This window comes from Polaromonas sp. (assembly GCF_029945895.1).
In the GTDB taxonomy this organism is placed as follows: domain Bacteria; phylum Pseudomonadota; class Gammaproteobacteria; order Burkholderiales; family Burkholderiaceae_C; genus Polaromonas.
The window spans coordinates 1-12,459 of record NZ_JAQSDL010000104.1; the positions used below are offsets into that span (position 1 = coordinate 1).

Below are 12,459 nucleotides of genomic sequence, written 5' to 3' on the forward strand. Positions count from 1 at the left end.
CCACATGCGCGTTGGCGGGTGCGCAGCTGAAGGCAACGCGGCGCATCACCGGCAGATCGGGCCAGTCGTCGCCCATGAACGCGGCTTGTGACCAGTCCAGTCCCAGCTCTTTCAGGGTGATCTCGGCGGCCGGTCGCTTGTTTTCGGTTCCGAAATGGGCGTGTACGATGCCGAGGGCCTGCAAGCGGGTCCGCAGCACCACGCTGTCGCGCCCGGTGATCACCGCCGGGGTGATGCCGGCGCGCTGGAGCAATTTCAGGCCATGGCCGTCGAGCGAATTGAAGCGCTTGAGGGTCTCGCCCGCGGCATTGAAGCCGACCTGCGGCGTCGCCCGGGGGTCGCCTTCCGGGTATTCGCCGAAATAAAGCCCCCCGTCGGTCAGCACGCCATCGACATCGAAAAACGCCACCTTGATCGTCTGCGCGCGCAGCAGCAGTTCAGCCGTGAAGTTCAAGGCCGGCACGGACCCCATCAGATCACCTTCGCACGCAGCAAGTCGTTGCTGTTGAGGGCGCCGCACAAGACACCCGCGTCGTCCACCACCAGCACGCTGGTGATGCGGTACTGCTCCATCAGCGCCACGGCTTCCACAGCCAGGGCGCCGGCGCGCAGGGTGCGCGGGTCGGGATGCATGACATCGGCGGCCTTGCTGGTCCGCAAATCCACCCCTTTTTCAATCAGCCGGCGCAAATCACCGTCGGTGAAAATGCCGCGCACCCGGCGCGCATCATCAACGATGGCCGAAGCACCCAGGCCCTTGTTGCTCATCTCGCGCATCAGTTCCGTAAAACCGGCCTGCAGGCCGACCGCCGGCACCGCCTCGCCGGTTCGCATCACATCGTCGATATGCGTCAGCAGCTTGCGCCCCAGCGCGCCGCCGGGATGGGAACGGGCAAAATCTTCTTCCCTGAAACCGCGCGCATCGAGCAGGGCCACCGCCAACGCATCACCGAGCGCCAACTGCGCCGTGGTGCTGGCTGTGGGCGCAAGATTGAGCGGACAGGCCTCCAGGTCAACCGCGCTGCTCAGGACGATGTCGGCATGCTGGGCGAGCGTCGAGTCCGCCCGGCCAGTCATGGCCAGCAACGTGACGTCGATCCGCTTCAGGGCCGGCAGGATGGCCGCCAGTTCATCCACCTCTCCCGAGTAGGAGATCGCCAGAACCACATCACCCGGTGCCACCATGCCGAGGTCACCATGACTGGCCTCGGCCGGATGCACAAACATCGCCGGCGTGCCGGTTGAGGCCAGGGTGGCAGAAATTTTCCGGCCGATGTGGCCACTTTTGCCCATGCCCATCACCACGACCCGGCCCTTGCAAGCCAGCATGACCTGAACAGCGTGTGCGAACTCGGGGCCGACCCGGGTCTTCAGCCCGAGCACGGCGGCGGCTTCAATATCAAAGGTTCTGTGGGCGAGTGCCAGCGCTTGCGCAGGGTCGAATTTCGCGGGGTCAAAGCTCATGCCTGCATTCTATAGAGCCGCACCGGATCGGGGCCTGTCGTGTCCGCTGGCTACCCGCGTAAGAAAACACCCATCGGCTACCATCAAAGCATGACCGCGCTCGAACTCACACTGCTGTACTTGCTGGCTGCTGTGCTGGGCGTGGTCACCTGCCGCTTCTTCAAGTTGCCGCCCATGCTGGGCTACCTGGCGGTCGGGGTGGTGATTGGCCCGAACGCGCTGGCGCTGGCGAAAAACTCCGATGGCGTGCGTCACCTCGGCGAATTCGGCGTGGTTTTCCTGATGTTCGTGATCGGGCTGGAGTTCAATCTGCCCAAGCTGCGCTCCATGCGGCGTCACGTCTTCGGCCTGGGCATGCTCCAGGTCGTGTCAACAATCGTGCTGGCCACGGTCGGCTCCCTGTTCCTGGCGTCGCTGGCACCCACGCTCTGGAAGATGCCGTGGCAGACGGCGCTGGCGCTCTCCGGCGCCGTGGCCATGAGCAGCACCGCCGTGGTGGTCAAACTGCTGTCCGAGCGGCTCGAGCTCGACTCGGAACACGGCAAACGCGTGATGGGCGTGCTGCTGTTCCAGGATCTGGCCGTGGTGCCGCTGCTGGTGCTGATCCCCGCGCTGGGCGCCTCCCCCGACAAGCTGCTGATGGCGCTGGCCATTGCCGGGCTCAAGGCAACGGTGCTGGTCGGCCTGCTGCTGACTGGCGGGCAGCGCGTCATGCGCTGGTGGCTCACGCTGGTGGCCAGGCGCAAAAGCGACGAGCTTTTTGTGCTGAACCTGCTGCTGGTCACGCTGGCGCTGGCCTGGCTCACCGAGCTGGCCGGATTGAGCTTGGCACTCGGCGCGTTCATCGCGGGCATGTTGATCTCGGAGACCGAATTCAAGCACCAGGTGGAAACCGACATCCGGCCCTTCCACGATGTGCTGCTCGGGTTGTTTTTCATCAGCATCGGCATGATGCTGGACTGGCGCCTGGTGCTTGAGCGCTGGCCGCTGGTGCTGCTGCTGCTGACCGTGCCGGTGCTGTTCAAGCTGGTCATGATCACGGCGCTGGCGCGCGCCCTGGGCGCCACCACCGGCGTCTCGCTGCGCACCGGCCTGTACCTGGCGCAGGCCGGCGAGTTCGGCTTTGTGCTGCTGACGCTGGCGCAGGGCAACAACCTGGTTCCCCCATCGCTGCTCAACCCCATCCTGGCCAGCATGGTGCTGTCGATGCTGGCCACGCCTTTCATCATCATGTACAGCAACCGCATCGTGATGAAGCTGGTCTCCAGCGAATGGCTGCAGCAGTCGCTGCAGATGACCACGATTGCGCGCAAGTCCATCAACACCGACCGGCACGTGATCGTCTGCGGCTACGGTCGCTGCGGCCAGAACCTGGGCCACATGCTGGAGCGAGAAGGCATTCCCTACATCGCGCTGGACCTGGACCCGGACCGGGTGCGCCAGGCGGCCGCCGCCGGCGATTCGGTGGTGTTCGGCGACGCCGTGCGGCTGCAGTCACTGATGGCGGCCGGACTGGCGCGCGCCAGCGCCGTGGTGGTGACTTACCTGGACACCGCCAGTGCGCTCAAGGTGCTGGCCAACATCCGTGCCCATGCGCCCACCGTGCCCGTGATTGTGCGCACGGTGGACGACCGCGACCTGGAAAAACTGCAGGCCGCTGGCGCCACCGAGGTGGTGCCCGAAGCCATCGAAGCCAGCCTGATGCTGGCCAGCCATGCCCTGGCACTGGTGGGCGTGCCCATGCGCCGCGTGATCCGCGTGGTGCAGGACCAGCGCGATGCGCGCTACAACCTGCTACGCGGCTACTTCCGCGGTGCTGACGACGACACGACCGGCGACCTGGAACAGGAACGCCTGGCCACCGTCACGCTGCCGCTGGGCATCAAGTCGGCCGGTCGGCCATTGAGCGAGTTTGCCCTGCACGCGACGGGTGTGCGCGTGGTCAGCCTGCGCCGGGGCGGCGGCAAGACCCTGGAAGCGCTGGACAACACACTGCTCGAAGGCGGCGACACGCTGGTTCTGTCGGGCAACTCCGAAGCCCTGGCGCTGGCCGAGCAGAAACTTTTACGCGGCTGAACGCTCCCATGTTGATGGACCGACGACTTTTCACCAGCGTACTGCTGGCCACCCCCTGGATGGCGGGCGCGCAAACCGACCCGCTCGCCGCCCGCCTTCGCGCCGGCGCCTGCGTGGTGTTGCTGCGCCATGCGCAGACCGTGCCCGGCATCGGCGACCCGCCGGACTTTCGCCTTGACCAGTGCAGCACGCAGCGCAACCTCAGCGATGAAGGGCGCCTGCAGGCTGGGCGTATCGGCCAGTGGTTCACGTCCCGCAGCCTGCAACCCCGCGCGGTCCGGTCCAGCGCCTGGTGCCGCTGCAAGGACACGGCCGACCTGGCATTCGGCAACCACCAGGTCTGGCCGGCGCTCAATTCGTTTTTCGGGTCCGGCGGCAGGGAAACCCAGACCGCTCAATTGCGCGCTGCACTGGGCCGCGTCCCGGCGGGCCAATTCGAGGTCTGGGTCACCCACCAGGTCAACATGACAGCGCTGACCGGTGAAGGCATGACGATGGGAGAGGGCCTGGTGGTCGATGCAAGAGGCAAAATGGTGGCCCGCAGCACTTTTGGCTAGACCCATGCCCTCCAACCGCGACGCATTCGATTTCGGCCCCTATCTCCGCAGCCACATCCGTACCGTGCCCGACTGGCCGACACCCGGTGTCCAGTTTCGCGACATCACGCCGCTGCTGCAGGACCCGAAAGTGTTCCGTGTGCTGATTGACGCCTTTGTGCACCGCTACATGGATCCGGCACTGCGCCCCGATGTGGTGGCCGGGCTGGATGCCCGCGGCTTCATTCTGGGCGCGGTCGTGGCTTACGAGCTCAACATCGGTTTTGTGCCGATCCGCAAAAAAGGCAAACTGCCTTTCACCACCGTGCAGGAAACCTATGAACTGGAGTACGGCAGCGCTACTGTCGAACTGCACACTGACGCGGTCAAGACAGGGGACAAAGTGCTGCTGATCGACGACCTCATCGCCACCGGCGGCACCATGATGGCCGGGAAAAAGCTGCTGGAGAAACTGGGCGCCCGCGTCACCGAAGGCGCTGCCATTGTGGACCTGCCGGAGCTGGGCGGCTCCGCCAAACTGCGTGGGGCCGGTCTGCCGCTGTTCACCCTGGTGGACTTCGCCGGTCACTGAGGCCGGCTGGATACTATCATTTCAATAGCTGTTCGCGCTTATCCAGCAAGGGCTGAAGCACGAAAGTATTGAATGTTTCCTACAGCAGATCGCCGTACTGCGTGGCGCTGAGCGCCGGCACCGAGGCGGGGGACTCCGGCATCTCGGTGTCTTCAAAACCGGTGAGCAGGGTGTAGGAATGCGGGCCGCTGCGGGTGGTCACGCCTTTTGCCGCCACCGGCGCTGCTCCGCCGCTGGCGGACGCGGCGGCCAGGGCCTGCTTGAAGGCGGCCACTTCGTCGGCCTGGATGGGTTCATAACGCGAAGCGACCGGAGCCGCGACCGCCGTCTCGGCGGCGGCAACAACAGCAACGGCCGCCGCGGCGGGCGCGCTGTGGGACCTGGCCCCCTGGGCGCTGGGCTGGGGGCGGCCGATTGCGACCAGCTCGTTCATGCGCCAGTAGACGGCCGTCACGCGGATGTTGTAACGCGACTTGGCGCTCTGGGCGATCATCACCTCGATTTCCGCCAGTCGATCGGTCTGGCCGCCGAACTCCTGCGCCAGGTCCATCATGACCATGAACTGGTCACCGCGCGGGTCCAGCGACAACACCTTGAATTTGTAGCTGGCCGACAGGACGCCGGCGCGGATCATGGCCTCGCGCACGGCGGCATACAGCAACTCCCTCTTGGCGTGCCGCTGGGATTTCTGCTCGCCCCCGTGTTCGCCGGTTTTAAGGGGTGTGGGCACCGAAGCCCTGGGTCGCGCGCCCGCTACCGGTCGGGTACGCTCGTCGCGCGTCAGACCCGAACTGTCGACATCGGGCCGCGCCTTGCGGGAGACATGCCGTTCGTTGCTGGAGGTACCGGAAAACCAACTGAAAAATGACATCGCCTGGCGCCTGCAAAATGATGGCTGCGCAAGCAGCGATCGGGGTGGTGTTGCAGGGGGCCTGCAACTTTCATGGGTCTAGTTTACTGAGTCCTCTTGTCAAGACAGCCCGCGCCGGGCGGCCGGAAGGTACCGCTCATACGTCCTGGCGCCTATCCCTGCAATAAATCACGCTATGGCCACCTGAATGCACCGCCGGGGTCTTCTGTGCGCCCGCTTTTGTGGTGGCGCCACCACTGGCCACGACCCAGCGCCCTCAGGTGACCGCTACACGCTTGGGACGGTTGTACAGCCGCTTGGCCAACACCCCGCCCATGCCCAGACACAACTCCAGCGCGATCGGGCTGTTCCGGTTCGACAGCTCCTTGAAACGAATCGCCGTGAGGCACCAGAGTTGGCAGGCGTTGGACGCCTGCACGGTGGCGTTACGCGGCAGGCGCGAGAAAAAAGCACCTTCACCCACCAGCGAGCCCGCTGCCACCATGGCCAGCCGTACGCGGCCCTTCTCGTCCTGGTAGTGAACGCTCAGCGTTCCGCTCTCGACAAAATACAGGGTCTGGTCCGCAGAACCCTGCTCGATCAGCGACTGCCCCGCTTGCAAAGCGAAAGGCTGCATGTAGCCGGCCAGAACCTCCCACTGCTGAGCGGTGAGCTGGCAGCGCAAGGCGTCGCTGGCATGGCTGTGCGCCATGGCATTGACCAGCCCCTGGATGTCAAAGCGGACTGAAGTCGGGAGTGGAGCGTTCATGATGGACGGAAGATACCCTTCGCCGGTGCCTTGCCGCAAGAGACGTTAACGCCCCTTTACACCTGATACACCGGCAAGCCACATCCTGTCTTCGCGGCGCCACGGGCAGCAAAGGCAAGGCACCTGCCGTCAGTGAATTATTTGCCGATGCAGAATTTCGAGAAGATCTCGCCGAGCAGGTCGTCGGTCGTGAACTGTCCGGTGATGTCACCCAGGGCGTTCTGGGCCTGGCGCAGGTCTTCCGCCAGCAGATCCAGCGCAGGCGCCGTTGCGTGCAGTTGGGCGGCAGCCCGCGCGAGTTGGGTCTCGACCCGGCGAAGCGCCCGCACATGGCGCTCACGGGCCATGAACACGCCTTCGGGCGCGGCCTGCCAGCCCACCACCTGCAGCAACTGCTGGCGCAGTTGCTGCAAGCCGGCGCCGGTCTTGGCGGAAATGAGCACGCCGCCAGAAACTGCTGCCAGCACGTCGGCACCGGCCATGTCGGACTTGTTCCAGACATCAATCACCGGCGTGTTGGCAGGCAGCCGGTCGGCAATGGCGGCCGCGATTTCTGCGTCCGCCGCGAGGTAGTTCATGGCAATGCGGAGGTCCTCTGGCGTGTGCTGGCGCGTCAGGTCGTGCAGGAACAGCACCGCATCTGCGCTCTGGATTTCCGTCCAGGCGCGCTCAATGCCGATTTTTTCGACCTCGTCGACTTCGGGCAGCAAACTGTCGCGCAGGCCGGCGGTATCCACCACATGCAGGGGCACCCCGTCGATCTGGATCAGCTCGCTGACCTTGTCCCGCGTGGTGCCGGCCACCGGCGTGACGATGGCCAGCTCGGCACCCGCCAGCGCATTGAGCAGCGAGCTCTTGCCGGCGTTGGGCTGGCCGGCAATGACGACCTTGATCCCCTCCCGCAGGATGGCGCCCTGCTGCGTACGCTGCAGCACCGTGGCCAGCGTCTGCTGCAGGCGGGTCAGCTGCCCCTGGGCATCGGCCTTCTGCAGAAAATCAATGTCTTCCTCGGGGAAATCGAGGGTGGCCTCCACCAGCATGCGCAGGTGCACCAGCTGGTCGAGCAGCACACGCACCTCTCTGGAAAACTCCCCGGACAGCGAGCGGGCCGCCGATCGGGCAGCGGTCTCGGTACTGGCGTCAATCAGGTCGGCAATGGCCTCGGCCTGCGCCAGGTCGATCTTGTCGTTCAGGAAGGCGCGTTCGGTGAACTCGCCGGGCTCCGCCAGGCGCAGGCCGGCGAGCCGCGGCTGGCCCGTGACGGCATCATGTTCTGCCGCCGCCTCCAGGCAACGTGCCAGCAGCAGCTGCAGCACCACCGGCCCGCCATGCGCCTGCAGTTCGAGCACATCTTCGCCGGTGTAGGAATGCGGTGCCGGGAAAAAAATCGCCAGCCCTTGGTCGATAACCTGCCCACGTGTATCCAGAAAAGGCAGGTAAGTCGCGTGGCGTGGCTGCAAAGTGCGGCCGCACAGGGCCGCGAGGACAGGCGCAAGGTTCTTGCCCGAGAGCCGCACAATGCCCACCGCCCCGCGTCCGGGGGCGGTGGCTATCGCTGCGATGGGATCGTGGTGACGGGCAAGCATGGGGGCACCATGTTAAAGGGCCGCGAAGCGGCCCTTTTTTTCAGCTTATCTGAATTTCGGCAGATTGAACTGCGGCGGCACACCCATGCGGGTGTTGATCACCCACTGCTGCGCGATCGACAGCACGTTGTTGGTGATCCAGTAGAGCACCAGGCCGGCCGGGAAGAAGAAGAACATCACGCTGAAAATCAGCGGCATGAACCACATCAGCTTGGCCTGCATAGGATCGGGCGGCGTCGGGTTCAGGGCCGTCTGCAACATGGTGGTGAGGGTCATCACGATCGGCAGGATGAAGTAGGGATCCGGCGAGGACAAGTCCTTGATCCACAGGATCCAGGGGGCGTTGCGCATCTCGACCGAGCTGAGCAACACCCAGTACAGCGCAATGAACACCGGAATCTGGATCATGATCGGGAAGCAGCCACCCATGGGGTTGACCTTTTCTTCCTTGTAGATCTTCATCATGGCGACCTGCATTTCCTGCGGCTTGTCCTTCAGGCGTTCACGCATCTCCATGATCTTGGGATTGACCGATTTCATCTTGGCCATGCTGGCGTAGGCCTTGGCATTGAGCCAGTAAAACGCGATCTTCAGCAACAGCACCAGCGCCACAATGGACCAGCCCCAGTTCTGCAGGAAGCTGTGCAACTTGTCGAGCAGCCAGTACAGCGGTTTGGCCAGAATCGTCAGCCAGCCATAGTCCTTGACCAGCTCCAGGCCAGGCGTGATGGCTTCGAGCTGCTTTTCAATCTGGGGGCCCACAAAAAACCGGGCCTCCACCGTTTTGGTGGTGCCGGGCGCCACAGCGCCCAGCGGCGTGATCATGCCGACCGCATACAGGTTGGTGTCGACCTTGCGCAGGAAAATGTCGCGCTGGACGCCGTCAGCCAGCATCCACGCCGACGCAAAATAGTGCTGCACCATGGCCACGTATCCATTGCTGGCGTGTTTTTCAACGTCGACCTTGTTGTTCTCGATGTCCTTGAATTCGACCTTCTGGTATTTCTTGGCTTCGGTATACAGCGCCGGACCGGTGAAGGTGGAATAAAACGAGGACTCTCCGGGCGGCTTGTTGCCGTCGCGCACCAGTTGCAGGTAGAGCTGCGGCGAGGCCGCGCTGCTGCCCGTGTTGATCACGTCGTGACGAACAGTCATGTCATAAACACCGCGCTTGAGCGTGTAGGTCTTGACCAGCTTGACGCCACCCACCTCGGCCGACTCGAACTTGATTTCCAGCGTGTCCTGGCCGTCCTTGAGCGTGCGCTCGCCGGGGACGGCGGTCATCAGCGTCTTGTGGGTCGGGAAACTGCCGCCCTCGGCTCCGGCAATCAGTCCGGACTGCGCCACGTACACGCGCGCCGCACTTTCATCAAGCAGCACAAAGCCGGAGGACTTGTCCACCATGTCCTTGTGCTTGAGGAAGGAGGAGTGGACCAGCGTGCCGCCTTCGGTGTCGAAGGTCAGGCTCAGGACATCGGTGTTGACAACCAGGCGCTCCTTGGTGGCCGACGGTGTCGTGGCAGGCAGCGCGCCAGGTGTCGCGGCCGCCGTGGCACCGGCCACCGGGGCCGGGACGGCGCTGCCGCCGACCGGACCGGCAGGCACGCTGGCAGCGCTGGCCGGCTTGGCCGCCGGTGCTGTGGTACTCACGGCGGGGGCGGGCGACGGGAAAAAGGTGGCCTTGTGGCCATTGAAAAGCTGCCACTGGTCCCACAGCAGGACCATGGAAAAACCAAATATCACCCACAAAATGGTACGGCGAATGTCGTTCATGACGGCTTCTTTTTAGAGGGGATCGAAGTCACGGGCGTGACCAGACGGGTGAAAAGGGAAGGACGGCCGGAAGGCGGCGGCACCGGATCGTAACCGCCGTTGCACCAGGGGTGGCAACGCACCAGTCGGTAAAGGGTCAAATAACTGCCGCGTGCGGCGCCTTGCTGCTGCAAGGCCTGCAGGGAATACGCTGAACAGGTGGGCTCAAACCGGCACGATGATCCCAGCCAGGGGCTGAGCAGGAGGCGATAGCCCTTGACCAGTGCCACCAGTGTTTTCTGCGGCAAACGGCTGACCGTTGCCGCCGCGCGGCCAAGCGTGTACAGCGCGCTCATTGGCTAACCTTCGCCCTGCGGGCTACGGTATTCGCCTTCGGAACGGCCGGGCGGCTCATGCGGCTTCCGCCCCGGTTTGCATCAAGGCCTGCACTTCACTGCGCACGGCCTGCTTGAGCGCCTCCGAGCTGGCGCTGACAAATTCCTTGCGGGAAAAGTCACGACGCAAACGGATCACCCACCCGGAACGGGACAGGCGAGGTGAGAAATCAGCACTCACGGTGTAGATCTGTCTTTTGATGGCGTTGCGGGTGACGGCCCGTTTGGCCCAGCGTTTAGGCACCATCGCCCCAACCCAGACATCCTGAACAGGAAACAGGTCCGGCGTGTCATGGGTCTTGCTGGGCACGGTCTGCGCGTTCATGGCATCGAGCGCATTGCGGTGCAATGCGAAATGCGTTGTTCTTGCAACAATGGCGCCAGCAAGGACTGCCTGGAACTGGGGTCGGGTTTTAAGCCGCTGCACTAGCGCCAAGCGTCCGCGAAGCAATCGGCCTGCTGGACCCGGAGCTTATACAGCCAAGCGCTTGCGGCCTTTGGCGCGACGGGCGGCAATCACTGCGCGGCCGCCACGGGTTTTCATGCGGGTCAGGAAACCGTGCGTACGGGCGCGCTTGACTTTGGAAGGTTGGTATGTGCGTTTCATGATGGGTCCTACAAGCTACAAAAAGCTCCCTTGTGCAGAATCTGAAAATTCTGCGATTCGATCCTGGCGGCTGTACAACACAACCAACTCTGCAAGTCAGCAGGGTCCGCAATGCATGAAGATCGCTTGAAAACAAGCCTCGCCACGGCGCGCCGACCCGCTATGAATCAGGGAAACCCGCGATTATCGCAGATTTCCCAGCGCTGGCAACAAGTTAGGGGCCGCATTGCCGGTAAATGCTGAGATGCCCCTGACGGCGCTGGCAGCAGCACCCCACCGCGCCCGGCCGGCGTGGACTAGGTTAAAACCCGAAGTCCTTTTTATGTGGATAACTTGGCCATCCGACTACAATAACGGGTGCCAAAAATTAATAATATCCACAAGCAAGAGCATGCTGGCCAATGCGACTCCCCAGCCCCCGGACGCCATGCGTGAGGGAGCCGTTCACAGTTCGAGCCAGGACTTGTGGCAAAGTTGCGTGGACCATCTGGCCCAGGAACTGCCCGAGCAGCAGTTCAACACCTGGATCCGCCCGCTGGTCGCCGAGGTCGCCGGCGACCTTTCCAAAGTCACGATTCAAGTTGCCAACCGCTTCAAGCTGGACTGGATACGGGCGCAATACGCGGGCCGTATTTCTGCGCTTCTTGAAAAAGTTTCCGGTCACAGCATTCATCTGGAGTTAGCGCTCGCTCAGCGTGAACCGGGCGTCCGATCTGCACCTCTGACACGCAGCTTTGAAGGCAATGGGGTTACCGAACCCGTGGGGCTGGGCGTTGCCGAAGACGTTGCCGGCGCGCCGTTCAAAAGCCGGCTCAACACCGCGCTGACCTTCGACACCCTGATCGAAGGAACCGCCAACCGCATGGGCCGGGCCGCCGCCATGCATGTGGCAAGCAGTCTGGGCCAGCTTTACAACCCGCTGTTCATTTATGGCGGGGTTGGTCTGGGCAAGACCCACCTGATGCACGCCATCGGCAACAAGCTGATGGTCGACAACCCCGCGGCCAAAGTTCTCTACATCCATGCCGAGCAGTTTGTCTCGGATGTGGTTAAAGCCTACCAGCGCAAGACTTTTGACGAGTTCAAGGAGCGTTACCACTCGCTGGATCTGCTGCTGATCGACGACGTGCAGTTCCTCGCCAACAAGGACCGCACCCAGGAGGAGTTCTTCAACGCCTTTGAGGCGCTGCTGACCAAGAAGTCGCACATCGTGATGACCAGCGACACCTATCCCAAGGGCCTGACTGACATCCATGAGCGCCTGATCTCCCGTTTTGACTCCGGGCTGACGGTCGCCATCGAGCCGCCCGAGCTTGAGATGCGCGTGGCCATCCTGATCCGCAAGGCCGAGGCCGAAGGCACGGTCATGCCCGAGGAAGTTGCGTTTTTTGTGGCCAAGAACGTGCGCTCCAACGTGCGCGAGCTGGAAGGCGCGCTGCGCAAGATCCTTGCCTACTCGCGCTTCAACCTCAAGGAAATCTCGATCCAGCTGGCGCGGGAAGCGCTGCGCGACCTGTTATCGATCCAGAACCGCCAGATCTCGGTCGAGAACATCCAGAAAACCGTGGCCGACTATTACAAGATCAAGGTCGCCGACATGTATTCAAAGAAGCGGCCGGCCAGCATTGCCCGGCCGCGCCAGATTGCCATGTACCTGGCCAAGGAACTGACCCAGAAGAGCCTGCCCGAGATCGGCGAGCTGTTTGGCGGGCGCGACCACACCACCGTGCTGCACGCCGTGCGCAAGATGGCTGCCGAGCGCCAGCAGATGACCGAACTCAACCAGCAATTACATGTGCTGGAACAAACCCTGAAAGGCTGAATTGAATACT

The 12,459-nt window shown here is 63.4% G+C and carries 13 protein-coding genes; 4 read left to right on the plus strand and 9 right to left on the minus strand.

What is annotated here, in order from left to right:
- Together PSV33_RS15170 and PSV33_RS15175 are read right to left on the minus strand one after the other, a co-directional pair.
- Window positions 1–472 (minus strand): 3-deoxy-D-manno-octulosonate 8-phosphate phosphatase (locus PSV33_RS15170; protein WP_300563069.1); only part of this gene is annotated, 472 nt, incomplete at its 3' end.
- Window positions 472–1,464, minus strand: a complete 993-nt coding sequence (locus tag PSV33_RS15175) for a KpsF/GutQ family sugar-phosphate isomerase (protein WP_300563070.1) — start codon at window positions 1,462–1,464, stop codon at window positions 472–474. The genes PSV33_RS15170 and PSV33_RS15175, both read right to left, overlap by 1 nt.
- A 90-nt stretch (window positions 1,465–1,554) precedes the next feature.
- Between PSV33_RS15175 and PSV33_RS15180 the strand changes: the two genes are divergently transcribed.
- From PSV33_RS15180 to PSV33_RS15190, 3 genes are read left to right on the plus strand one after another with little or no spacing between them, the layout of a single operon-like run.
- Window positions 1,555–3,540 (plus strand): monovalent cation:proton antiporter family protein, encoded by a 1,986-nt coding sequence (locus PSV33_RS15180; RefSeq protein ID WP_300563071.1) that lies wholly within the window; start codon window positions 1,555–1,557, stop codon window positions 3,538–3,540.
- Window positions 3,541–3,554: 14 nt separating this feature from the next.
- The gene (locus PSV33_RS15185; protein WP_300563073.1) at window positions 3,555–4,097 is read left to right on the plus strand and encodes a histidine phosphatase family protein; all 543 of its coding nucleotides are present in this window, start codon (window positions 3,555–3,557) and stop codon (window positions 4,095–4,097) included.
- A 4-nt stretch (window positions 4,098–4,101) separates the two neighbouring features.
- Window positions 4,102–4,668, plus strand: coding sequence for an adenine phosphoribosyltransferase (locus PSV33_RS15190; RefSeq protein WP_300563074.1), 567 nt, complete (start codon window positions 4,102–4,104; stop codon window positions 4,666–4,668).
- Between the two features lie 79 nt (window positions 4,669–4,747).
- On the opposite strand, the gene PSV33_RS15195 is transcribed toward PSV33_RS15190, so the two are convergent.
- The 7 genes from PSV33_RS15195 to rpmH form a co-directional block, all read right to left on the minus strand.
- Window positions 4,748–5,539: a hypothetical protein gene (locus tag PSV33_RS15195; RefSeq protein WP_300563075.1), complete on the minus strand. Its 792-nt coding sequence runs from the start codon at window positions 5,537–5,539 to the stop codon at window positions 4,748–4,750.
- A 256-nt stretch (window positions 5,540–5,795) separates the two neighbouring features.
- Complete coding sequence (locus PSV33_RS15200) at window positions 5,796–6,287, minus strand: Crp/Fnr family transcriptional regulator (protein ID WP_300563076.1); 492 nt, start codon at window positions 6,285–6,287, stop codon at window positions 5,796–5,798.
- Between the two features lie 137 nt (window positions 6,288–6,424).
- Window positions 6,425–7,873 carry a tRNA uridine-5-carboxymethylaminomethyl(34) synthesis GTPase MnmE gene (gene mnmE / locus PSV33_RS15205; RefSeq protein ID WP_300563077.1) on the minus strand — a complete coding sequence of 483 codons (1,449 nt, stop codon included), beginning with the start codon at window positions 7,871–7,873 and terminating at the stop codon, window positions 6,425–6,427.
- A gap of 45 nt (window positions 7,874–7,918) precedes the next feature.
- Window positions 7,919–9,646 carry a membrane protein insertase YidC gene (gene yidC / locus PSV33_RS15210; RefSeq protein ID WP_300563078.1) on the minus strand — a complete coding sequence of 576 codons (1,728 nt, stop codon included), beginning with the start codon at window positions 9,644–9,646 and terminating at the stop codon, window positions 7,919–7,921.
- Entirely contained in the window at window positions 9,643–9,933 is a 291-nt protein-coding gene (gene yidD / locus PSV33_RS15215) for a membrane protein insertion efficiency factor YidD (RefSeq protein WP_300563225.1), read from the minus strand. Before yidD ends, yidC begins: the two co-directional genes overlap by 4 nt.
- A gap of 103 nt (window positions 9,934–10,036) precedes the next feature.
- The gene (locus PSV33_RS15220) at window positions 10,037–10,447 is read right to left on the minus strand and encodes a ribonuclease P protein component (protein ID WP_300563226.1); all 411 of its coding nucleotides are present in this window, start codon (window positions 10,445–10,447) and stop codon (window positions 10,037–10,039) included.
- A 45-nt stretch (window positions 10,448–10,492) separates the two neighbouring features.
- Window positions 10,493–10,627: a 50S ribosomal protein L34 gene (gene rpmH / locus PSV33_RS15225; RefSeq protein WP_007862708.1), complete on the minus strand. Its 135-nt coding sequence runs from the start codon at window positions 10,625–10,627 to the stop codon at window positions 10,493–10,495.
- Between the two features lie 427 nt (window positions 10,628–11,054).
- Here rpmH and dnaA point away from each other — a divergent pair, with 427 nt between their 5' ends.
- Window positions 11,055–12,449 (plus strand): chromosomal replication initiator protein DnaA, encoded by a 1,395-nt coding sequence (gene dnaA, locus PSV33_RS15230; protein WP_300563227.1) that lies wholly within the window; start codon window positions 11,055–11,057, stop codon window positions 12,447–12,449.
- Window positions 12,450–12,459: the final 10 nt, after the last annotated feature.

Bases quoted from the DNA above. Each gene is read 5' to 3' on its own strand.
- PSV33_RS15175 (WP_300563070.1), bottom strand. From the start codon at position 1,464: ATGAGCTTTGACCCCGCGAAATTCGACCCTGCGCAAGCGCTGGCACTC.
- PSV33_RS15180 (WP_300563071.1), top strand. From the start codon at position 1,555: ATGACCGCGCTCGAACTCACACTGCTGTACTTGCTGGCTGCTGTGCTG.
- PSV33_RS15185 (WP_300563073.1), top strand. From the start codon at position 3,555: ATGGACCGACGACTTTTCACCAGCGTACTGCTGGCCACCCCCTGGATG.
- PSV33_RS15190 (WP_300563074.1), top strand. From the start codon at position 4,102: ATGCCCTCCAACCGCGACGCATTCGATTTCGGCCCCTATCTCCGCAGC.
- PSV33_RS15195 (WP_300563075.1), bottom strand. From the start codon at position 5,539: ATGTCATTTTTCAGTTGGTTTTCCGGTACCTCCAGCAACGAACGGCAT.
- PSV33_RS15200 (WP_300563076.1), bottom strand. From the start codon at position 6,287: ATGAACGCTCCACTCCCGACTTCAGTCCGCTTTGACATCCAGGGGCTG.
- mnmE (WP_300563077.1), bottom strand. From the start codon at position 7,873: ATGCTTGCCCGTCACCACGATCCCATCGCAGCGATAGCCACCGCCCCC.
- yidC (WP_300563078.1), bottom strand. From the start codon at position 9,646: ATGAACGACATTCGCCGTACCATTTTGTGGGTGATATTTGGTTTTTCC.
- rpmH (WP_007862708.1), bottom strand. From the start codon at position 10,627: ATGAAACGCACATACCAACCTTCCAAAGTCAAGCGCGCCCGTACGCAC.
- dnaA (WP_300563227.1), top strand. From the start codon at position 11,055: ATGCGTGAGGGAGCCGTTCACAGTTCGAGCCAGGACTTGTGGCAAAGT.